Here is a 21,680-nt window from a genome sequence, read left to right on the forward strand (position 1 = left end):
GCCCCGGTTCCCGCACCCCCGTACCCTGGAGGGGCTATGACTGACACCCCGCAGCGCACCCGCCCCCTCCGCGTCCTCGCCGCCATGTCGGGCGGGGTCGACTCCGCCGTCGCCGCCGCGCGCGCGGCGGCGGCCGGCCACGACGTCACCGGCGTCCACCTCGCGCTCTCCGCGAACCCGCAGTCCTTCCGCACGGGCGCGCGGGGCTGCTGCACCATCGAGGACTCGCGCGACGCCCGCCGTGCCGCGGACGTCATCGGCATCCCCTTCTACGTCTGGGACCTCGCCGAGCGCTTCCGCGAGGACGTGGTGGAGGACTTCGTCGCCGAGTACGAGGCCGGCCGCACCCCGAACCCGTGCCTGCGCTGCAACGAGAAGATCAAGTTCGCCGCGCTGCTGGACAAGGCGCTGGCGCTGGGCTTCGACGCGGTGTGCACCGGTCACTACGCGCGCGTGGTGACGCTTCCCGACGGCACCCGCGAGCTGCACCGCGCCTCCGACATGGCCAAGGACCAGTCGTACGTCCTCGGTGTCCTGGACGACAAGCAGCTCGCGCACGCGATGTTCCCCCTGGGCGACACGGTCACCACCAAGGACGAGATCCGCGCGGAGGCCGAGCGCCGGGGCCTCGCCGTCGCCAAGAAGCCCGACTCGCACGACATCTGCTTCATCGCCGACGGCGACACCCAGGGCTTCCTCGCCCGCCGCCTGGGCAGGGCGGAGGGCGACATCGTCGACGAGTCGGGCACGGTCGTCGGCACCCACGAGGGCGCGTACGGCTTCACCATCGGCCAGCGCAAGGGTCTGCGCATCGGCACCCCGGCCCCCGACGGCAAGCCGCGCTACGTCCTGGACATCTCCCCGGTGAACAACACGGTCACGGTGGGGCCCGCCTCCGCCCTCGACGTCACCGCGCTCACGGCCATCAGGCCCCGCTGGTGCGGCACGGCCCCGTCCGGCCCCGGCACGTACACGGCCCAGCTGCGCGCCCACGGCGGCGAGACGGAGGTCACCGCGGAGCTCGTCGACGGCGAACTCCGGGTCGCCTTCACCGAGCCGGTCCGCGGCGTGGCCCCCGGCCAGGCGATCGTCCTGTACGACGGCACGCGCGTGGTGGGCTCGGCGACCATCGCGTCCACGGTCCGCGCGAAGGACGCGGCCACGGCGGTCTGATCACGGGGACGAGTCGGCCTCGTCCCCGCTGTGCCGCCGCGTCAGCCGGCGCAGCCGCAGGGCGGCCACCGCGGCCGTGGCGGCCGCGGCCAGAGCCGCCACCAAGGCCAGGGAGCGGTCGGAGACGGCCTCCCCGATGCGCGTCACTCCCTGCTCCCACGCCGCCTCGGTGTCGACGCCGAGCAGCGAGGGCAGCGCGGACGTGCCGTCGAACAGCAGGAACACGGCTCCGAGCAGCATGAAGACGCACCCCCCGACGAGCGAGGTGGAGTGCACGGTCAGGGGGCCCAGCCGCAGGGCCCGCCCCCTCAGCCAGCGTCGGCGTCCGAGGTCGTAGCGGTCCCACAGCAGCGCCAGGCCGAACATCGGCACCGCCATGCCCAGCGCGTAGAGCGCCAGCAGCAGACCGCCGTGCAGCGGACTGCCGTCGAGCGCGGCCACCGTGAGGATGCCGCCCAGGATGGGACCGGCGCAGAAGCCGGCCAGGCCGTAGACGGCGCCCAGGGTGAAGACGGACAGGGCGGATCCGGTCCGGCGCGCTCCCGCCGCCCGCTGCAGCCGGCGGGAGCCGAATCCGAGCCCCAGGACCTGCGCGAGCCCCAGCGCGATCAGCGTCCAGCCGCCGACGGCGACCAGCGTCCCGCGGTGCCCGTAGAACAGCCGGCTGGCGAAGGACCCGGCCACACCGAGCGGCACCAGCGTCACGCACAGCCCCGCGTAGAAGACGGCGGTGCGCAGGAGCAGGCGCGTGCGCGTCGTGAAGGAGTACGCGAAGAACGCCGGCAGCAGCAGTGCGCTGCAAGGGCTGAGCAGGGCGAGCAGTCCGCCGAGGAAGGCGGTGACGGCGGTGATCTCGCTCATCGCGCCGCTTCCCCGGCCTCCTCGGCCGCCTTCTCGATGGCGACGCTGAAGGCGGTCAGCGGCTGGGCGCCCAGGATCGGCGTGGTGTTGACGAGGAAGGCGGGCGTGCTGGACACCCCCAGGCCGTAACCCTCCTCCTGGTCCTCGCGCACCGCCTCGTTCGCGCCCTCCGACTCCATGTCGGTGCTGAAGCGGTCGAGATCGGCGACGCCCGCCTCACGGGCCATGTCCCGCAGGCGCGCGGCGGAGAACTGGCCCCGGTCGCGCTCCCGCGGCTTTCCGAAGACGACGTCGTGGAACTGCCAGAACCTGCCCTGCCGTCCGGCGGCCCAGGCGGCCCGCGCGGCCCGTTCCGACTCGTCGCCGAACACGGGGAAGTTGCGCCACTCGATGCGCAGCACGCCCTTGTCCACGTACTCGCGGACGAGTTCGGGTTCGGTCTCGCGGGCGAACTTGCCGCAGAAGGGGCACTGGAAGTCCGAGTAGACGATCATCACGACGGGGGCGTCGGCCTTCCCCTTGGCCAGCGGGTCCCCGTCCTTCCGGCGGGCCAGAGCGAGCAGCGACGCCTCTCGTTCGTCGGGGACGGCGGTCGAGGACGAGGAAGAAGAGGAGGCCGCCGGTGCCTCCTTGGCGCTCGGGCCGCCGGACGTGCCGGTGAGGGCGATGGTCGAGGCGAGGACGGCCGCCGCGCCGCTCACCGCGGTGATCAGGACCAGACGGCGACGACGGGCGCGAAGAGAGGAAGACATGGCACTCCGAAGTGAGATGTGCGGAAGGCAGGAGAAGAGGGAGGCAGGAGTCAGGCACCGGGCCGGACGGAACACGCCGCCTCGGACGCCAGGCGCCGCAGCGCGGCCTCGGCCAGCAGGGCGAGCGAGACCACCGCGACGACGGGCTGCAGGGGCGCCCAGTAACTCAGCGCCCCCGACGTCCCGACGAGGAGGAGAACGGCCTTGTTGCAGACGGGGCAGCCGACCGCGAGGAAGGACAGCACCGCACCGGCCGACCCGAGCGAACGCCCGGTGCGATCACGGTCGTCACGGGGCGAGGACCCCGCCCGGACGTAGGTGGCGAGTACGACGGCCGACAGCAGGGCGGTGAGCACCAGCACGACGTGGTTCCACCACACCGGGGGCACCGAGCGGGAGAAGAACGGGTTCGGCACCAGGGCCGTGGGCACGCCGAGGGCGAGGATCACCAGCGGCGTTGCGGCCGCCACGGCGATCCACCGGCCGCGGGGCCAGCGGCGCAGGGCAGCCCACGCCGCCCGGGGCGAGCGGGAGGAGGACAACGGGAGACTCTCCGATTGCGCGATTGCGCGGTTGTACGGGCCGACAGGAGCACGCGGACGCGGTGCGCGGGCCTATACGCGTCGTACGGAGAGCTCGGTGAGATCGGGAGGAGAGGGAGCCGGACCGCAGCGGTGGGCAACGGTGTGCGCGGACCCGCGGACCCACGCCGTCTCACCGGTCCCTGTGGGTGGGCCGCTGATCAGCGCGGCGCCGGTTCGCGGCTGCGGCTGGTCCGGGACCACCTTCTTCAGACACGGGCCGCCCGCGGCGTCGGCACCGCCGCTCCGATCGGCCGTGTCGAGGGAGGGGAGGGCCGCGGAGGAGACGGCAGCCGCGGCAAAGGGATCCTCCACCGCGGAAGAGGCCGAAACCACCGAGGCCACGGAGGCGTCCGAGCGGACCGACGTGGCGCAGAACAGCGCGGCGAGCAGGGTCAGCAGCGCAAGGACGGCGCCCATGACACCGTGCCGCTTCCCGAGCATCCCCGCACCTCCTTCCGGCCGTGCCCACCATAGACCAGGGCGCACCGGACGCACCGGCGCCCCGGCGGGGCGGCTCCACCGGACGGAGACGAGGACCCACCTGGGGTGGGACGCGGTGAGGTGATCCCGGCCGCGCCCGTTTCCCACCCCGTGAAGAACTCCGCCGACACCGGTGCCGGTACCTCCGGCTCCACCGCGTGGGTCTGAGCCTCCTGGGAGTGGCACGTGCTCCGGGGCGCGGCCTCGGCGATCAGCTTTGACCGCCTCGCGCGGTCAGGCCGATGTGGGGACGGAGCCCGTACCGCTAGGACCGGCGTTCCGCTGTCTCCTTGATGCCGGTCAGGGTGGCGTCCATGCCCTTGCCGAGTTCGTTGAGGCGGTAGTCGATGATCGCCTCCTCCTGGTCGGGGGCGCGGTCGATGTACGCGTTCAGGCCGGAGCGGCCGGGGCCGACCGTGACCGACTGGCGCAGTACGGTGCCCCCCTCCGGCGCCGGAGTGAGGGCGAAGGACCAGGTGGCCATCCGGTCCGCCGGGTCCTCACTGGCCTTGCCGTAGCGTCCGTCGGGGTCCAGCACACACCAGGTGAGGGTGCGCTCCGGGGTGGCCTCCGTGATGTGGGAGAGGGTGCGCCACTCGCCCACGACCGGATTCCGGTTGTGTCCGAAATAACGGGCGCCCGGCGCCGGCCCGTCGGCACCGTCCTGCCACTCCACACTCACCAGCTCGGGACTCCATCCGGCCATGGCCTCGACGTCGGTGACGACTTCCCAGACCCGCGAGGGTTCCGCCGCGATGTGCACCTCGCGGTGCGTGCTGGGCTGGTCGGCGTAGCGCATGGCTGCTCCCCGTGTGGGCGCGGTCGTTCGCCGCTCCCGCACGGGGAGTCTAGGTCCGTCAACTCTCGCTGATCGATGTTGAGTTGGTCACAGGAGTGGTCAGTTCGGACACCAGTCGGGCGGCCGTCGGCGCCGCAATGCCGTACCGCTTCGCGGCGCGCAGCACGGCGCCGCCGATCGCTTCGAGCTCCAGGGCGCGGCCCGCCGCGGCGTCGCGCTGCATCGAGGACTTCATCCCGGCAGGGCACGCGTCGTACATCGCCAGGGTCCGGTCCGGATCGAGCGGCGCCCCGGCGGCGCGGCCGACGGCGGTGATCTCGCCGACAAGGGCGAGCAGTTCCTCGCGGTGGCCGGTGCGGACCGTGCCGATGGTGACGCCGTAGCGGGTGGTGAGGAGGGCGAAGGGGGCGAGGAAGGCCAGCTTCGCCCAGAGGACGGCGGTCTCGGACTCGGCCAGGCGGGTCCGCACGCCGGCGGACTCCAGCACGGCGGCCAGGCCGGTGAGCGGGCGCGAAGCCGTCCCGGCCAGGTCGATCTCGGTGAACGGGCTGCCGTGCTCGATGACACCGGGCGCGACGCGGGTCGACTCGACGCGGATGACGCCCGCGGCCACCCGGTCGTCGCCGTAGCGGCGGCGCAGGGCCTCGGGGTGCTCGATGCCGTTGAGGAGCGGCAGGACGAGGCCGTCCGCACCGAGCACGGCCGGCGGGACCCGGTCCAGCGCGGCGTCCAGGTGGGTGTGCTTGACGGCCACCACACACAGGTCGACCGGCTCCCGCAGTTCGGTGTCCGCCCCGACCTCGGCGGTGAAGTCCCCGAACTGGCCGCTGCGCACCCGTATTCCGTCCTTGCGCAGGGCCTGCGCCGTCGCGTCCCCGGCCAGGCAGATCACCCGGTGACCTCTCCGGGACAGCAGCGCGGCGAGCAGCCCGCCGACACCGCCGGGGCCGAGCACGGCCACGGTCCAAGGACGAGGGGCGTTCTCGGCGGAAGTGGCTTCGGCGACGTCGTGAGCGGTGCTGGGCATGGCTGTGGTGTCCCTTCCGGTCGCGGGGCGCCCCCGGTCGGGCGGGGCCGCCGTTTCGGTGGGCGCCAACAACCACGGGTCCCGGCGCATTTCCGGTCCCGGCGCACCGCACCGCGGACGAAGACCGTTTCACGCGGCGAAGAACTCCGCCAGCACCGGTGCCAGCACTTCCGGTTCCACCGCGTGGGTCTGGCCCTCCAGGACGCGGTACGTCCCCCGGGGCGCGGCCTCGGCGATCGCCCTGGCCGCCTCGCGCATCCAGGCCGGGCTCGCGCTGCCCGAGACGGACAGGACCGGCACGGTGATCGAGGCCAGCAGGTCGTGGGGGACCAGGCCGTCGCCCATCACGGCGTCGTCGTGGGCGAGGGTGGGCGCGATCGACTCCATGCCGGGCCACAGGGGGGACTGGCGGGCACTGGCGATCACCTCGGGTGCCAGTCCGGTGCGCCGCAGGAACAGCTCCACCGCGTCGCCGCGGCGGCCCTCGGCGAGCGCCTGGTTCAGGTTGTCCGTGTACTCGGCGCGCTCGTGCTCGCCGCCCTCACGTACGGCGAAGGGCGGCTCGTACACCGCCACCCGGCGGACCGGCAGTCCGCTCGCCGCCGCTCTCAGGGCCAGCGCACCGCCCGAGGAGACGCCGTACAGCGCCGCCTCGCCGCCCACCGCGTCGATCAGCGCGGCGAGGTCCTCGACCTCGCGTTCCACCGCGTACGGCGCCGTGTCCCCGCTCCCGCCGCGGCCCCGGCGGTCGTAGACGACGGCGTCGCAGCGGTCCGACAGCGCCGCCGCCAGCGGTGCCATCGTCGCGCCCGTCGACATCGCGCCGCTGACGAGGACGGCCACCGGGCCCTGTCCGGCGCGGTGGTAGGCGAGGGAGGTGCCGTCACGCGAGACGGTCTTCTTGTCCATGCCGGTCATGTCTGTGAGACTGCCACGGCTCGGCGGACTCATTCGGTCACAACACCTCCGCGTCGTAGAAGCACAGGTGGTCCCTGATCCCGGCGACGTCCGGTTTCGGGTCGGGGTACGCCCACACCAGGTCCGGCGCGTCCGGCAGGGACCAGTAGGACGCCGTGCCCTTGAAGGGGCAGTACGTGTGCGTGTCGGACGGCGTCAGCAGGTCGAGGCGCACGTCCTCGGGCGGCAGGTAGTACCGCGGGGGGCAGCCCGTCTCGCGCAGCACCAGGGGGCGGTCGCTCTCCGCGAGGACCTGGCCGTCGTGCACCACGCGTACGTGCTCGCCGCTCTTGTCGATCGTGATCGTGTGTCCTTGGGCCATGCCGGTACAGCGCCCGGGGGCGCACGGTTCTTCCCGCGCGGGGCGCGGGCTTCCCGCCACGTACCGTTGAGCGCATGAACATCTGCGTCTTCCTCTCCGCCGCCGACCTCGACGACCGCTACACCCGTCCCGCGCGCGACTTCGCCCGGCTGATCGGCAAGGGCGGGCACAGCCTGGTCTGGGGCGGCTCCGACACCGGGCTGATGAAGGTGGTCGCGGACGGTGTGCAGGAGGCGGGCGGGCGGCTCGTCGGCGTGTCGGTCGACTTCCTGTCGGCCAAGGCACGGCCCGGTGCGGACGAGATGGTGATCGCGCGGGACCTCGCCGAGCGCAAGAGGCTGCTGCTGGAGAAGGCCGACGCGGTCGTGATCATGGTGGGCGGCACCGGGACGCTCGACGAGGCCACCGAGATCCTGGAGCTGAAGAAGCACGGCCGGACCGACAAGCCGGTGGTGCTGCTGAACACCGGGGGCTTCTACGACGGCCTCCGGCAGCAGTTCAGCCGTATGGAGGAGGACGGGTTCCTGCCCCGGCCGCTCGCCGAGCTCGTGTTCTTCGCCGAGGAGCCCGCGGGCGCGATGACGTACCTGGAGGAGTCGCTGAACGGTCGCTGACACCGTGGTGCGAGCATGGCGGGCATGGCTACACATGTGATCACCGGGGCCGGTTCCGGCATCGGCGCGGCCGTGGCCCGCCGGCTGCACGCGCGCGGGGACGAGCTCGTGCTGCACGCGCGCGACGCGGGCCGGGCCAAGGAGCTGGCCGCCGAGTTCCCCGGCGCCCGGACGCTCGTCGGCGACCTGGCCGACCCCGACCGGCTGAGCTGGGCGCTCTCGCATCAGACGCTGCCCGACCGGGTGGACTCCCTGCTGCACGTCGCGGGCGTGGTCGACCTCGGCCCGGTCGGTGAGCTCACCCCGAAGAGCTGGCGCCACCAGCTCGACGTCAACCTGATCGCCCCCGCCGAGCTGACCCGCCTCCTCCTGCCCCAGCTGCGCGCCTCGCGCGGGCACGTGGTGTTCGTCAACTCGGGCGCGGGCCTGAACGCGGGCGCCGACTGGTCCGCGTACGCCGCCTCCAAGCACGGTCTGAAGGCCCTGGCCGACTCCCTGCGCCAGGAGGAGCACGCGAACGGCGTCCGGGTCACCTCCGTCTACCCGGGCCGCACCGCCAGCCCCATGCAGGCCAAGGTCCACCAGCAGGAGGGCAAGGAGTACGACCCGGGGAAGTGGATCGACCCCGAGTCGGTCGCCACGACCATCGTCATGGCCCTGGACCTGCCGCGGGACGCGGAGGTCAACGACCTGACGGTCCGGCCGGGGCGCTGAGCCGCACCGACGGGTGAAGCACCCGCGGAGCGTTACGTAGGCTTCCCGGGTGAGTGAAAACAGCCCCTTCACCTTCAGTGCCGCCACCGGCGTCGGGTCCATGCCCGGCGGGGACGCCCGGGAGGCCGTCAAGACCGTCACCGGCACCTTCGAGGACTTCCCCTTCCTGCCCGAGCTGCCCGCGCGCGGGCCCGGCGCCGACATGATCGGGCGGACCGCCGGGATGCTCGTCGAGCTGTACGCGCGCGTGGAGCCCAGCGGCTGGCGGATCGGGGACCGGCCGGGGCGGGACACCAAGCGGGCGCGGTCCTGGCTCGGGGAGGACCTCGACGCCCTGGAGGAGTTCACCCAGGGGTACGAGGGCGCGCTGAAGGTGCAGGCGGTGGGGCCGTGGACGCTCGCCGCCGGCCTGGAGCTCAGGAACGGCGAGGCGGCCCTCTCCGATCCCGGCGCCTGCCGGGACCTGGCCGCCTCGCTGGCCGAGGGGCTGCGGCTCCATCTCGCGGAGGTGCGGCGGCGCGTTCCCGGCGCCCGGCTCGTCCTCCAGCTCGACGAGCCGTCCCTGACCGCCGTCCTGCGCGGGCGGGTGCGGACCGCCAGCGGCTACCGGACCCACCGCGCCGTCGACCGGCAGATCGTGGAGGCCACGCTCCGGGACGTCCTCGGGGTGCACACCGAGGGTCCGGTCGTGGTGCACTCCTGCGCGCCGGACGCGCCGCTCGCCCTGCTGCGCCGGGCGGGCGCCGCGGCGGTCTCCCTCGACGTCTCGCTTCTCACCGAGCGTGACGACGACGCGGTCGGGGAGGCGGTGGAAGGGGGCACCCGGCTCTTCGCGGGCGTCGTGCCCGGCACGGACGGCCCGTTGTCAGACCCTGCCGGTAGCGTCATGGGTGTCAGGACGTTGTGGCGCAGGCTGGGTCTGGAGCCGGGGCTTCTCGCCGAGACGGTCACGGTCACTCCGGCGTGCGGACTCGCGGGCGCTTCCCCCGCCTACGCCCGCCGGGCGCTCGCCCACTGCGTCCAGGCGGCGAGATCCCTCGCGGACAACCCAGAGTAACGGGAGGACAACACGGTGGCCGGCGACAAGCAGCAAGCGGAGACAGGGGTGCCCGCAGGGGCACGGGAGAAGCACGCGCAGCTCGCGGAGCAGGTCGAGGAGCACCGCTTCCGGTACTACGTCAAGGACGCCCCCGTCATCAGCGACGCCGAGTTCGACCGGCTCCTGCGCTCCCTGGAGGAGCTGGAGGAGGAGTACCCGGAGCTGCGCACGCCCGACTCGCCCACCCAGAAGGTCGCCGGGTCCTACGAGACGGAGTTCACCGCCGTCGAGCACCGGCAGCGGATGCTTTCCTTGGACAACACGTTCAACGACGCCGACCTCGCCGCCTGGACCGAGCGCATCGCCAAGGAGCTGGGCAGCCAGGAGTACCACTTCCTGTGCGAGCTCAAGGTCGACGGACTCGCCGTCAACCTCACCTACGAGCACGGCCGGCTCACGCGCGCGGCGACCCGCGGCGACGGCCGCACCGGCGAGGACATCACGCCCAACGTCCGGACCATCGCGGAGATCCCGGACCGGCTGAAGGGCGACCGCGTCCCGGACCTCGTGGAGATCCGCGGCGAGGTCTACTTCCCGATGGAGAAGTTCGAGGAGCTCAACCGCCGTCTGGTCGAGGCCGGTGACAAGCCGTTCGCCAACCCGCGCAACGCGGCGGCGGGTTCACTGCGCCAGAAGGACCCCCGGGTCACCGCCACCCGGCCGCTGCACATGGTGGTGCACGGCATCGGCGCCCTGGAGGGCTTCCAGGGCATCGACCGCCTCTCCCACGCCTACGACCTGCTGCACACCTGGGGCCTGCCCACCTCCCGGCACAACAAGGTGGTCGACGACCTCGAAGGCATCCGGGAGTTCATCGCGTACTACGGCGAGAACCGGCACTCGGTGGAGCACGAGATCGACGGAGTGGTCGTCAAGCTCGACGAGATCCGCCTCCAGGGCCGGCTGGGCTCCACGGCACGCGCGCCGCGCTGGGCGATCGCGTACAAGTACGCACCCGAAGAGGTCAACACCAAGCTGGTCGACATCAAGGTGAGCGTCGGCCGCACCGGCCGGGCCACGCCGTACGCGCAGGTCGAGCCGGTCACGGTGGCCGGCTCCGAGGTCGAGTTCGCCACCCTGCACAACCAGGACGTGGTGAAGGCCAAGGGTGTGCTCATCGGCGACACGGTGGTGCTGCGCAAGGCCGGTGACGTCATCCCGGAGATCCTCGGTCCGGTCGTCGACCTGCGTGACGGCAGCGAGCGGGAGTTCGTCATGCCGTCCCACTGCCCCGAGTGCGGTACGCAGCTCAAGCCGATGAAGGAGGGCGACGTCGACCTGCGCTGCCCCAACGCCCGTGCGTGTCCGGCCCAGTTGCGGGAGCGGGTCTCCTACCTCGCGGGCCGGGAGTGCCTGGACATCGAGCACTTCGGCGAGGTGGCGGCGGCCGCGCTCACCCGCCCGCTGGAGCCGGCCGACCCGCCGCTCGTCGACGAGGGCGACCTGTTCGGCCTCACCGTGGAGGAGTTGCTGCCCATCAAGGCCTACGTCCTCGACCCGGACAGCGGGCTGCCCAAGCGCGACCCGAAGACGGGTGAGGACAAGGTCGTCACCGTCTTCGCCAACCAGAAGGGCGAGCCGAAGAAGAACACCCTGGCGCTGCTGCGGAACATCGAGGCGGCCAAGGACCGCCCGCTGGCCCGCTTCCTGAACGGACTTTCCATCCGCCATGTCGGACCGGTCGCAGCCCAGGCCCTGGCCCGCGAGTTCCGCTCCATCGACCGCATCGAGCAGGCCGGCGAGGAGGAGCTGGCGAACACCGACGGCGTGGGACCGGTCATCGCCGCCGCGGTGAAGGAGTGGTTCGCCGAGGACTGGCACCGGGAGATCGTCCGCAAGTGGAAGGCCGCCGGGGTGCCGTTGGAGGACGAGAGCACCGGTGAGGACGAGGGCCCGCGCCCGCTCGAGGGGCTGACGGTCGTGGTCACCGGCACCCTCGACAAGTTCACCCGGGACGGCGCCAAGGAGGCGCTGCAGAACCGGGGAGCGAAGGTGACCGGTTCGGTTTCGAAGAAGACCTCCTTTGTGGTTGTGGGCGACAACCCCGGTTCGAAGTACGACAAAGCGATGAAGCTCAAAGTTCCGGTCCTCGACGAGGACGGTTTCGGCGTCCTGTTGGAGCGGGGCCCGGACGCGGCGGCCGAAGTCGCGCTTCCGACCGGCGAGTAGGGGTTGAAGTCCACCTGTTCGGCGCATACCAGATGCATACGGGCGGCCGGGGCGCATTCGGGCAACCGTTGACGACCGCTGCCCGTGAAAGGCTTCTGCGGCCTACTGTTGAGGTGTGCGCCTGCCGTGCCCAGCTGCGGTCGGGGCATCTCCGTGCTCGCCATGAGTACGGGGAAGGGTTTTCCAGCGCGGTGCCGCCCGGTGGTCGTCGGGCAGCGGACCGCGTGGCGTGGGCACCGCCGGCTGTGAGAGGGACGGGAATGGAACCGACGGAGAGCGCCGCCCCGCACCCACGGCTGCGCCGGCTGGCCGACGCCTGGCGGGGGATCCGGGAGCGGACGCCGGAGCGTTTGGGCACGAAGGAGCACCCCGGGCGCGTTGCCGGACAGTACACCGTGACGGAGCTGCGCACCTCCGCACCGCCGGCCGCCGGACACGCCTCCGGGCTGCCGGGTGCCGAACCCGAACAGCACCGGTTCCGGCCCGCGTTGCCGACGGTGGTCGTCACCGCGGCCGCCCTCGTCCTGGGCGCCGGCTTCTGCACGGCGCTCACCGGCGGCCACGCGCTCTTCCCGTCCGGCACCGTCGGCTGGTCCCTGGCCGTGCTCACCGGCGTCATCGTCGGTCACCTGGTCATGCTCGGCCGGGCCCGCTGGGGGGGCGGCACCGGCTCCGGCACCGCCCTGACCCTTGCCGTGCTGCTGCTCCACGGCTGGGTGCCCGCCGGCCTGGTCAGTCTCACCGTCGTCGTCCTGGTCGGCGTCGCCCGCCGCCACTGCTGGCGCCAGGGCGTCGTGCACGGCGCGGTGGACATCCTCGGCATCGGCGCCGGCGCCCTGGTGCTGGGCGCCTTCGGCCGCGTACCGACCGTGGAGCGCCCGTGGTACCCGGGCGGCTGGACCGCGTACACCGCCCTGCAGGTGGTGCTGGTCGCCGCCGCCTACCTCGCGGTCACCCGCACCCTGCTGTGGTTCCTGAACACCTCCCGCAACGCCGGAGTGCCCACGGTCGCCCGCACCGCCCTGGTCAGACAGGGCCTGTTCGCCGTCGCCCTGCTCGGCATCGCCCCGCTGATCTGCGTCGTCGCCGTGGCCAAACCCGCCCTGCTGCCGCTGTTCGCCATCCCGCTCATCGCGCTGGACTCCACCCTGTGGATGGCCCGCGCCCGGGCCGAGGAGCAGTTGCGCGACCCGCTGACCGGGCTGCCCAACCGGCAGTGGCTGCTGGAGCGCATCTGGATCGCCCTGGACGAGGCCGAACGCATCGACGCCCGGTCCGCCCTGATGCTGATCGACCTGGACCGTTTCCGCTCGGTCAACGACACGCTCGGCCATCTCGCCGGGGACCGGCTGCTGTTGCAGATCGCCGACCGGCTGCGCCAGGCGCTGCCGCGCGGAGCGGAGGCCGCGCGGCTCGGCGGCGACGAGTTCGCCGTGTTACTGCCGGTCGCCGACTCCACGACGTCCGCGACCCGCGTCGCCCGCGCCCTGGTCACCGCCCTCAGCTCCCCGCTCGACCTCGACGGGCTCACCCTCGTCCTGGAGGCCAGCGCCGGGGTCGCCGTCTTCCCCGACCACGCCCTGGACGCCGAGGGCATGCTGCGCCGGGCGGACGTGGCGATGTACCAGGCCAAGCGGGACCGCACGGGCGTGGAGGTCTACGAGTCCAAGCGGGACTCCAACACCCCCGACCGGCTGGGGCTGCTGGGCGACCTGCGCCGGGCCCTGGACGCCCACGAGGTCCAGCTGCACTACCAGCCCAAGGTCCGCTTCGACGGACAGGTCGCGGGCCTGGAGGCGCTGGTGCGCTGGGTCCACCCCGAGCGCGGCAGGGTGCCGCCGGACGAGTTCATAGCGATCGCCGAGTCCTCCGGGCTGATGCCCCACCTGACGGACTACGTGCTGGAGACCGCGCTCGAGCAGGTCGCCCGGTGGCGGGCGCAGGGCCTGTACGTGCCGGTCGCGGTCAACGTCTCCCCGCGCGATGTGCACGTCCCCGGCTTCGCCGGCTCGGTGGCCGCCCGGCTGGCCCGGCACGGCGTCCCGGCCGGAGCGCTGCAGCTGGAGATAACCGAGCACGTCCTGCTGGAGGACCCGCAGCGGGCCGCCGACACCCTGCACGCCCTGACCGGGCACGGCGTGAAGATGTCGCTGGACGACTTCGGCACCGGGTACTCCTCGCTGGTGCACCTGCGGCGGCTGCCGGTGAGCGAACTGAAGATCGACCGCTCGTTCGTGGCCCGGCTGGCGGTCGACACCGAGGACGCCGAGATCGTGCGCTGCACCGTCGACCTCGCGCACTCCCTCGGCCTGCTCGTCGTCGCGGAGGGCGTCGAGGACGACGAGACCTGGGAGCGGCTGCGGGACCTGGGCTGCGACGCCGTACAGGGCTGGCTCGTCGCCGCCGCGATGCCTCCGGAGGAGACCACGGCGTGGCTGCGGGCACGGGGATCACGCGGCTGGGTGCGCCCCGCCGCCGCGCTGCCCGCGGCGGCGGCCGACGAGTGAGCCGACCGTTTCACGGGTAGCGGGCCCGGCCCCCTAGGATTGGCCCCAAACCACACACACTCACCCCAGAGGAACGCTGCATGCCTGGCATCACGCGCGAGGAGGTCGCCCACCTCGCCCGGCTGGCGCGTCTGGAGCTGAAACCCGAAGAGCTAGACCACTTCGCGGGACAGCTGGACGACATCATCGGCGCGGTGGCCCGCGTCAGCGAGGTCGCCGACCAAGACGTACCGCCGACCTCCCACCCGCTGCCGCTGACCAACGTCATGCGCGCGGACGAGGTCCGTCCGTCGCTCACCCCCGAGCAGGCGCTCTCCGGCGCTCCTGCCCAGGAGCAGCAGCGTTTCAAGGTGCCGCAGATCCTGGGGGAGGAGTAAGCAACCATGACGGACATCATCAGGCTCACCGCCGCCGAGACCGCCGAGAAGATCGCCTCCGGTGAGCTCACGGCCGTCGAGGTCACCGAGGCCCACCTCGCCCGGATCGAGGCCGTCGACGAGAAGGTGCACGCCTTCCTGCACGTCGACCGCGAGGGCGCCCTCGCCCAGGCCCGCGCCGTCGACGAGAAGCGCGAGCGGGGCGAGAAGCTGGGCCCGCTGGCCGGCGTCCCCCTCGCGCTCAAGGACATCTTCACCACCGAGGGCGTGCCGACCACCGTCGGCTCCAAGATCCTCGAAGGCTGGATCCCGCCGTACGACGCGACCCTCACCCAGCGGCTCAAGGCCGCCGACGTGGTGATCCTCGGCAAGACCAACATGGACGAGTTCGCCATGGGGTCCTCCACCGAGAACAGCGCCTACGGCCCGACCGGCAACCCCTGGGACCTCACCAGGATCCCCGGCGGCTCCGGCGGCGGCTCCTCCGCCGCGCTGGCCTCCTTCCAGGCCCCGCTCGCCATCGGCACCGACACCGGCGGCTCCATCCGCCAGCCGGCCGCCGTCACCGGCACGGTCGGTGTGAAGCCGACGTACGGCGCGGTCTCCCGCTACGGCATGGTCGCCTTCTCCTCCTCCCTCGACCAGGGCGGCCCCTGCGCCCGCACGGTCCTGGACGCGGCCCTGCTGCACGAGGTGATCGCCGGGCACGACCCGCTCGACTCCACCTCCATCGACGAGCCGGTCCCGCCGGTCGTCGAGGCCGCCCGCAACGGCAGCGTCGAGGGCATGCGCGTCGGCGTGGTCAAGCAGTTCCGAGGCGAGGGCTACCAGGCCGGCGTCATCCAGCGGTTCGACGAGGCCGTGGAGCTGCTGAAGGAGCTGGGCGCCGAGATCGTCGAGCTGGACTGCCCGTCCTTCGACCTGGCCCTGTCGGCGTACTACCTGATCGCGCCGTCCGAGTGCTCCTCCAACCTGGCCCGTTTCGACGGCCTGCGCTACGGCCTGCGCACCGGCGACGACGGCAGCCACTCCGCCGAGGAGGTCACCTCCCTCACCCGCGAGGAGGGCTTCGGCCCCGAGGTCAAGCGCCGCGTCATGCTCGGCACCTACGCGCTCAGCTCCGGCTACTACGACGCGTACTACGGCAGCGCCCAGAAGGTCCGCACCCTCATCAAGCGGGACTTCGACAAGGCCTTCGAGCAGGTCGACGTGATCGTCTCCCCGACGACCCCGACCACCGCCTTCGCGATCGGCGAGCGCGCCGACGACCCGATGGCGATGTACCTCGCCGACCTGTGCACCATCCCGACCAACCTGGCGGGAAACGCGGCCATGTCCCTGCCCTGCGGCCTCGCCCCGGAGGACAACCTCCCGGTCGGCCTGCAGATCATCGCCCCGGTGATGAAGGACGACCGCCTGTACAAGGTGGGTGCCGCCGTCGAGGCCGCCTTCGTGGAAAAGTGGGGGCACCCGCTGCTCGAGGAGGCTCCGTCGCTGTGACCAAGGCGCTGCAGAAGGCCAAGGGCTTCAAGAAGTCCAGGTCCGGTACGTACCTGTCCATGGCCACCACCGCGTTCGGCGCGGTCGGTGTCGCCAAGCAGATCAAGAAGGCCCGCGCCGAACACGACACGCTGCGTCTGATCGACGCCACCGTGTCCGCCGTCGCGATCGTCACCGGCCTCGCCATCCTCTACCGCGAGCTGAAGCGGCTGGGCGACGACGACGTCCTGCTGGGCTGAGAGGGAAGTTTTCACCGTGACCACCACGACCGACCTGGTGTCGTACGAGGACGCGCTGGCGTCGTACGACCCCGTCATGGGCCTCGAGGTCCATGTCGAACTCGGCACCAAGACCAAGATGTTCTGCGGCTGTTCGACCACGCTCGGCGCCGACCCGAACACCCAGACCTGCCCGGTCTGCCTCGGCCTGCCCGGCGCGCTCCCGGTCGTCAACGCGACCGGCGTGGAGTCCGCCGTCAAGATCGGTCTCGCGCTGAACTGCGAGATCGCCGAGTGGTGCCGCTTCGCCCGGAAGAACTACTTCTATCCGGACATGCCGAAGAACTTCCAGACCTCCCAGTACGACGAGCCGATCGCCTTCGACGGCTACCTCGACGTCCAGCTGGAGGACGGCGAGATCTTCCGCGTGGAGATCGAGCGCGCCCACATGGAGGAGGACACCGGCAAGTCGACGCACGTCGGCGGCGCCACCGGCCGTATCCACGGCGCGTCCCACTCCCTGCTGGACTACAACCGCGCCGGCATCCCGCTGATCGAGATCGTCACCAAGCCGATCACCGGCGCCGGCGAGCGCGCCCCCGAGGTCGCCAAGGCGTACGTCCGTGAGCTGCGCGAGCTCATCCGGGCGCTCGGCGTGTCCGAGGCCCGGATGGAGATGGGCCAGATGCGCTGTGACGTGAACCTGTCGCTGATGCCCAAGGGCGCGGACAAGTTCGGCACGCGCTCGGAGACGAAGAACGTCAACTCGCTCCGGTCCGTGGAGCGGGCGGCCCGCTACGAGATCCAGCGCCACGCCGCCGTACTGGACAGCGGCGGCACGGTGATCCAGGAGACCCGCCACTTCCACGAGGACACCGGGTCGACGACCTCGGGCCGGACCAAGGAGGAGGCCGAGGACTACCGGTACTTCCCCGAGCCGGACCTGGTCCCGGTGGCCCCGCCGCGCGAGTGGGTCGAGGAGATCCGCGCCGTGCTGCCCGAGCTGCCGCTGGTCCGCCGTACCCGCCTGCTGGCGGAGTGGGGCATCTCGGCCACCGACATGCAGGCGATCCTCAACGCCGGCGCCCTCGACCCGATCGTCGCCACGATCGAGGCCGGCGCGGACGCCGCCTCCGCCCGCAAGTGGTGGATGGGCGAGCTCGCCCGTGCCGCCAACGAGTCGGGCAAGGCCCTGGACGAGCTGCCGATCACGCCCGGGCAGGTCGCCCGGGTCGCCGAGCTGGTCGCCGGGGGAGACCTGAACGACAAACTGGCCCGTCAGGTCATCGAGGGCGTTCTCGCCGGTGAGGGCACCCCGGACGAGGTCGTCGACAAGCGCGGCCTGAAGGTCGTCTCCGACGAGGGCGCGCTGACCACCGCCGTCGACGAGGCCATCGCCGGCAACCCGGCCATCGCGGACAAGATCCGCGGCGGCAAGGTGGCCGCGGCCGGCGCCCTGGTCGGCGCGGTCATGAAGGCCACCCGCGGCCAGGCCGACGCGGCCCGCGTCAAGGAACTGATCCTTCAGAAGCTGGGCGTCGGCGAGGGCTGAGCCGGCTCTCGCGAACCGCGCTCGGGGGGTGCACCGGATCCGGTGCACCCCCCGAGGCGTGCCGTCCCAGGGGCCACCCCAACCCCGCGTCCGGGCCGCCCGCCGCAGGCGCTACGCTCGCCCGCCATGAGTGGACGCGCCGATTCCGACACGCACCCCGGGATATCCGAGGCCGGCGACACCGAGGCCGGCGACACCGAGGCCGACGATGTCCGGGCCGCCGCGGCCCGGGACGGCGCCGAGGACGCCGACGACGCCGGGGGCGGGGCCGAGAACGACGCCGAGGGCGAGGAGGAGGACCCCGCTCAGGTCGCGCGCCGCGCCCGCTGGACCGCGGCCGGCGCCGGTGCGCTGCTGGCACTCGCCGGCCTCGCCGCGGCGCTGCTGCGGCTCACCGGCCCGGCCCCCGCGCTCGTCCCGGCCGCCTACGCCCTCGGCGCCGCCGTCTGCGCCCTCGCGGCCTTCCTCGGCTCCCGCGGCCGCACCCGGCGGGCGCTGTGGCTGCTGATCGCCGGAGTGATGGTGATGGCGCTCGGCGATCAGTTCGATTGAGCGGCTGACGGCCCTGTGAATCGGGTCGCACTCATGTGAATAAGGCCACGAACGAGACAAACGATCATATTTGCCTGCGAGAGTGTTTTCAGATTGCTCATGCGTTCTTTTTGCTCATGCGTTCTTTGCGGGCCGCTCCGATCATGGACGACTGTTCCCGGTCAAAGATCCACATAGTCACCTTGGGAGCACGTTCGTGGCAGCCCTAGCGCGTTGGTGCGTCCGGCACCGCCTCGTCGTCGTACTGCTGTGGATCCTCGCCCTCGGCGGGGTCACCACGGCCGCCTCCGTCACGGGCTCGGCGTACTCCAACGACTACGAGGTCCCCGGCACCGAGTCGGGCCGCGCCACCCAGCTGCTCCGGGAGGGCTTCCCCGGACTCGGCGGCGACAGCGACACCGTCGTCTGGCACACCACGGCCGGCACCGTGCGCGCCGCCGACGTCGAGCAGACGATGACCCGCACCCTGGACCGGATCGCCGCCCTGCCCCAGGTGGCCTCCGTGACCAGCCCCTACAAGGGCCAGGGAGCCCAGGGGGCGGACCGGATCAGTCGCGACGGACGCACCGCGTACGCCACGGTCACCTTCACCCGCGAGGCCCAGGACATCACCGAGCCCGAGGCGCAGGCCGTGGTCACCGCCGCCAAGGCCGCCGAGACCGACGGGCTCCAGGTGGAGCTCGGCGGCGGCGCGATCGGGGCCACGAAGGCCCCCGGCGGGCACCTCGCCGAGGTCGTCGGCGTGGCCGTGGCCGGGGCGGTGCTCCTGCTCGCGTTCGGCTCGCTCGCCGCCGCCCTGCTGCCCCTCGCCACCGCCCTGGTGAGCGTCGGCACCGCCCACGCCGCCATCGAGCTCCTCGGCCACGCCATGACGGTCGCCGACTTCGCGCCCATGCTGGGCATGCTGATCGGGCTCGGCGTCGGCATCGACTACGCGCTGTTCATCGTCACCCGGCACCGGCGCGGACTGAAGCGCGGACTCGGCGTCCCCGAGGCGGCCACGAACGCCGTCGCCACCACCGGACGGGCCGTCGTCTTCGCGGGTGCCACCGTTTGCATCGCCCTGCTCGGCATGCTGATCCTGCGGCTGGGCTTCCTCAACGGCGTGGCGGTCGCCGCCTCGGTGACCGTAATCCTGACCGTCGCGGCCTCGGTGACCCTGCTGCCCGCCCTGCTGTCCTTCATCGGCCCGCGCGCCCTGAGCCGGCGCGAGCGGCGCCGGCTGGCCGAGCACGGTCCCGAACCCGAGCTGCCCACCGGGTTCGCCGCCCGCTGGTCGGCCTTCGTCGAACGCCACCCCAAGCTGCTCGGCGCCGTCGCCCTCGCCGTGATCACCGTGCTCGCCCTGCCCACGCTCTCCCTCCGCCTGGGCACCTCCGACCAGGGCAACGACCCCAGCACGGCCACCACCCGCAAGGCGTACGACCTCATAGCCGAGGGCTTCGGCCCCGGCGTCAACGGGCCGCTGACGCTGGTGACCCGCGTGGACGGGGCCGAGGCCAAGCTCGCCCTCGACAACCTCGACGCCACCCTGCGCACCACCGAGGGCGTCGCCGCGGTGACCCCGGCGACCTACAACACCGGCGGCACCACCGCCTACCTGACCGTCGTCCCCGACTCCGCCCCCCAGTCGCAGCGCACCAGCGAGCTCGTCGACCGGCTGCGCACCGAGGTGCTGCCGCGCGCCCAGACCGGCACCTCGCTCGACCTGCAGGTCGGCGGGGTCACCGCCGGATACGACGACTTCGCCCAGGTGATCATCGGCAGACTGCCGCTGTTCGTCGGCGTGGTCGTCGGCCTCGGCTGCGTACTGCTGCTGCTCGCCTTCCGGTCCATCGGCATCCCCCTGAAGGCCGCCGCGATGAACATCGCCGCCGTCGCCGCCGCCTTCGGGGTCGTCGTCACGATCTTCCAGTGGGGCTGGGGCAGCGAGTTCCTGGGCCTCGGCCGGGCCGGACCCATCGAGCCCTTCCTCCCCGTGATCATGGTCTCGGTGCTCTTCGGGCTGTCCATGGACTACCAGGTCTTCCTGGTCAGCCGGATGTACGAGGAGTGGCTGGAGACCGGCGACAACCGGCGGGCCGTCCGCGTCGGCCTCGCCGAGACCGGCCGGGTGATCAACTCCGCCGCGGTCATCATGATCTCGGTCTTCCTCGCCTTCGTGCTCGGCGGCGACCGGGTGATCGCCATGTTCGGCATCGCGCTCGCCGCCGCCGTCGCCCTGGACGCCTTCGTGCTGCGCACCCTGCTCGTGCCCGCCCTGATGCACATGCTCGGCCGCGCCAACTGGTGGCTGCCGCGGTCGCTGGACCGGGTGCTGCCCCGGATCAGCATCGAGCCGCCCGAGTGCCGCGCCGCCCATGAGAAGATCGCGGACGTCGTGGAGGCACTGGCGAAGGAGCCGCAGCAGGATGTACGCGATATCCCTGGGTGACGACGGGGCCGAGCTGCGGCCGCTGGAGCCCTGGCACGCCGCGGAGTTCCTCGCTCACCTGGACCGGGGGCGGACGTTCATCACCCGGCACATCCCGTTCGGGGCGAACGCCACCGACCTCGACTCCGCCCGCGCGATCCTGCAGGCGTACGCCGACAAGCGCGCCACCGACAGCGGCTTCCTGCACGGGCTGTGGCTGGAGGGCAAGCTGGTCGGCGGGCTGCTGTTCCGCGTCTTCGACGCGGCGACCGGCACCTGCGAGATCGGCTGCTGGCTGGAGCCGGCCGGTACCGGACGGGGACTCGTCACGCGCGGGGCGCGGGTGCTCGTCGACTGGGCGTTCGACGAGCGCGGCATGCACCGCGTGGAGTGGCGCGCGTCGTCGGCCAACGAGGCGAGCATCAAGGTGGCGCGGCGGCTGGGCATGACCCGCGAGGGCGTGCTCCGCGAGAGCTTCCCCTACCGGGGCGTACGCCAGGACACGGAGGTGTGGGCGGTCCTCGCCCCCGAGTGGCGCGAGGCACGCGCGCGTGAGGGCCGGTAACGGCCACCAGGTGCCTTACCGGGCTCTCAACGGTGCCTTGCGGCCGTTTCCGAGGTTCCTCACGCGTGTCTGAGGATCCTCACACGCGTCTGAGGCTTCTCACACGCGTCTAAGGTGCCTGCGCGGCGGGAAGATGCGGAACTCTCCCGATGTGGCGGACCCCCCTGGGAGACGAAGGTGGAGGCATCGCGAAAAGCGATGCCGAAACCGCCTCACCAGGGAGACACCATGTTCCACCTCGAGCTCCACCAGCTGCGCTCCGCCGAACTCGCCCGCCGCGCCGAGCAGGACCGGCTGGTCCGCGAGGCCCTGAGCGCCCGCCGCGCCACCCGCCGCTCAGCCGCCCGGCGAACCCCCGAGGCGGAGCCCCATAGCCACGGTCCCCGTCGGCACCGGTTCACCCACGCGGCATGAACGCGATGGCGCGGACCGGGAAAACCGGTGC

The 21,680-nt window shown here is 72.4% G+C and carries 22 protein-coding genes; 14 read left to right on the forward strand and 8 right to left on the reverse strand.

Translation table 11 applies throughout. The features are described 5' to 3' along the window. Nucleotides 1-36 precede the first annotated feature (36 nt). A complete protein-coding gene (mnmA, locus tag C1I97_RS05190) occupies nucleotides 37-1,173 on the forward strand; it encodes a tRNA 2-thiouridine(34) synthase MnmA (RefSeq protein ID WP_111002038.1) in 1,137 nt (378 codons plus the stop codon). Here the strand turns inward: mnmA and C1I97_RS05195 are convergent, their stop codons facing one another. The 8 genes from C1I97_RS05195 to C1I97_RS05230 all read right to left on the reverse strand — a co-directional run bounded on the left by C1I97_RS05195 (nucleotide 1,174) and on the right by C1I97_RS05230 (nucleotide 6,955). Beyond that, on the reverse strand, nucleotides 1,174-2,034 hold the full coding sequence (locus C1I97_RS05195; RefSeq protein ID WP_111002039.1) for a cytochrome c biogenesis CcdA family protein: 861 nt from the start codon (nucleotides 2,032-2,034) through the stop codon (nucleotides 1,174-1,176). Beyond that, nucleotides 2,031-2,786, reverse strand: coding sequence for a DsbA family protein (locus C1I97_RS05200; RefSeq protein WP_111002040.1), 756 nt, complete (start codon nucleotides 2,784-2,786; stop codon nucleotides 2,031-2,033). The genes C1I97_RS05195 and C1I97_RS05200 overlap by 4 nt, the downstream gene beginning before the upstream one ends. A gap of 50 nt (nucleotides 2,787-2,836) precedes the next feature. Next, nucleotides 2,837-3,328 (reverse strand): hypothetical protein, encoded by a 492-nt coding sequence (locus C1I97_RS05205; RefSeq protein ID WP_111002041.1) that lies wholly within the window; start codon nucleotides 3,326-3,328, stop codon nucleotides 2,837-2,839. A 72-nt stretch (nucleotides 3,329-3,400) separates the two neighbouring features. Beyond that, nucleotides 3,401-3,811 carry a hypothetical protein gene (locus C1I97_RS05210; protein ID WP_111002042.1) on the reverse strand — a complete coding sequence of 137 codons (411 nt, stop codon included), beginning with the start codon at nucleotides 3,809-3,811 and terminating at the stop codon, nucleotides 3,401-3,403. A 304-nt stretch (nucleotides 3,812-4,115) separates the two neighbouring features. Next, nucleotides 4,116-4,649 (reverse strand): SRPBCC family protein, encoded by a 534-nt coding sequence (locus C1I97_RS05215; protein ID WP_111002043.1) that lies wholly within the window; start codon nucleotides 4,647-4,649, stop codon nucleotides 4,116-4,118. A 58-nt stretch (nucleotides 4,650-4,707) separates the two neighbouring features. Next, complete coding sequence (locus tag C1I97_RS05220; protein ID WP_111002044.1) at nucleotides 4,708-5,676, reverse strand: ketopantoate reductase family protein; 969 nt, start codon at nucleotides 5,674-5,676, stop codon at nucleotides 4,708-4,710. Nucleotides 5,677-5,805: 129 nt separating this feature from the next. Then, nucleotides 5,806-6,585: an alpha/beta fold hydrolase gene (locus C1I97_RS05225; protein WP_111002063.1), complete on the reverse strand. Its 780-nt coding sequence runs from the start codon at nucleotides 6,583-6,585 to the stop codon at nucleotides 5,806-5,808. Between the two features lie 46 nt (nucleotides 6,586-6,631). Next, complete coding sequence (locus C1I97_RS05230) at nucleotides 6,632-6,955, reverse strand: DUF427 domain-containing protein (protein WP_111002045.1); 324 nt, start codon at nucleotides 6,953-6,955, stop codon at nucleotides 6,632-6,634. 74 nt (nucleotides 6,956-7,029) lie between these two features. Between C1I97_RS05230 and C1I97_RS05235 the strand changes: the two genes are divergently transcribed. From C1I97_RS05235 to C1I97_RS05295, 13 genes are all read left to right on the forward strand, one after another. Continuing rightward, nucleotides 7,030-7,569, forward strand: a complete 540-nt coding sequence (locus tag C1I97_RS05235; RefSeq protein ID WP_111002046.1) for a TIGR00730 family Rossman fold protein — start codon at nucleotides 7,030-7,032, stop codon at nucleotides 7,567-7,569. Between the two features lie 15 nt (nucleotides 7,570-7,584). Further along, a complete protein-coding gene (locus C1I97_RS05240; protein ID WP_111002047.1) occupies nucleotides 7,585-8,283 on the forward strand; it encodes an SDR family oxidoreductase in 699 nt (232 codons plus the stop codon). 49 nt (nucleotides 8,284-8,332) lie between these two features. After that, a complete protein-coding gene (locus tag C1I97_RS05245) occupies nucleotides 8,333-9,340 on the forward strand; it encodes a methionine synthase (RefSeq protein ID WP_111002048.1) in 1,008 nt (335 codons plus the stop codon). A 15-nt stretch (nucleotides 9,341-9,355) separates the two neighbouring features. Beyond that, on the forward strand, nucleotides 9,356-11,551 hold the full coding sequence (gene ligA / locus C1I97_RS05250) for an NAD-dependent DNA ligase LigA (protein ID WP_111002049.1): 2,196 nt from the start codon (nucleotides 9,356-9,358) through the stop codon (nucleotides 11,549-11,551). A gap of 260 nt (nucleotides 11,552-11,811) precedes the next feature. After that, on the forward strand, nucleotides 11,812-14,058 hold the full coding sequence (locus C1I97_RS05255; protein ID WP_111002050.1) for a putative bifunctional diguanylate cyclase/phosphodiesterase: 2,247 nt from the start codon (nucleotides 11,812-11,814) through the stop codon (nucleotides 14,056-14,058). 80 nt (nucleotides 14,059-14,138) lie between these two features. Continuing rightward, the gene (gene gatC, locus C1I97_RS05260; RefSeq protein ID WP_006130840.1) at nucleotides 14,139-14,435 is read left to right on the forward strand and encodes an Asp-tRNA(Asn)/Glu-tRNA(Gln) amidotransferase subunit GatC; all 297 of its coding nucleotides are present in this window, start codon (nucleotides 14,139-14,141) and stop codon (nucleotides 14,433-14,435) included. A gap of 6 nt (nucleotides 14,436-14,441) precedes the next feature. Further along, a complete protein-coding gene (gatA, locus tag C1I97_RS05265) occupies nucleotides 14,442-15,935 on the forward strand; it encodes an Asp-tRNA(Asn)/Glu-tRNA(Gln) amidotransferase subunit GatA (RefSeq protein WP_111002051.1) in 1,494 nt (497 codons plus the stop codon). After that, nucleotides 15,932-16,174 carry a hypothetical protein gene (locus C1I97_RS05270; RefSeq protein WP_111002052.1) on the forward strand — a complete coding sequence of 81 codons (243 nt, stop codon included), beginning with the start codon at nucleotides 15,932-15,934 and terminating at the stop codon, nucleotides 16,172-16,174. The genes gatA and C1I97_RS05270 overlap by 4 nt, the downstream gene beginning before the upstream one ends. A 16-nt stretch (nucleotides 16,175-16,190) precedes the next feature. Next, nucleotides 16,191-17,705: an Asp-tRNA(Asn)/Glu-tRNA(Gln) amidotransferase subunit GatB gene (gatB, locus tag C1I97_RS05275; RefSeq protein WP_111002053.1), complete on the forward strand. Its 1,515-nt coding sequence runs from the start codon at nucleotides 16,191-16,193 to the stop codon at nucleotides 17,703-17,705. Nucleotides 17,706-17,831: 126 nt separating this feature from the next. Beyond that, nucleotides 17,832-18,257: a hypothetical protein gene (locus C1I97_RS05280; RefSeq protein ID WP_111002054.1), complete on the forward strand. Its 426-nt coding sequence runs from the start codon at nucleotides 17,832-17,834 to the stop codon at nucleotides 18,255-18,257. 196 nt (nucleotides 18,258-18,453) lie between these two features. Continuing rightward, nucleotides 18,454-20,691 (forward strand): MMPL family transporter, encoded by a 2,238-nt coding sequence (locus C1I97_RS05285; RefSeq protein WP_111002055.1) that lies wholly within the window; start codon nucleotides 18,454-18,456, stop codon nucleotides 20,689-20,691. Then, a complete protein-coding gene (locus C1I97_RS05290; RefSeq protein ID WP_111002056.1) occupies nucleotides 20,669-21,235 on the forward strand; it encodes a GNAT family N-acetyltransferase in 567 nt (188 codons plus the stop codon). Before C1I97_RS05285 ends, C1I97_RS05290 begins: the two co-directional genes overlap by 23 nt. A 228-nt stretch (nucleotides 21,236-21,463) precedes the next feature. After that, nucleotides 21,464-21,649 carry a hypothetical protein gene (locus C1I97_RS05295; protein ID WP_111002057.1) on the forward strand — a complete coding sequence of 62 codons (186 nt, stop codon included), beginning with the start codon at nucleotides 21,464-21,466 and terminating at the stop codon, nucleotides 21,647-21,649. Nucleotides 21,650-21,680: the final 31 nt, after the last annotated feature.

The sequence above is a fragment of the Streptomyces sp. NTH33 genome, assembly GCF_003236365.1.
Taxonomy (GTDB): Bacteria; Actinomycetota; Actinomycetes; order Streptomycetales; family Streptomycetaceae; genus Streptomyces.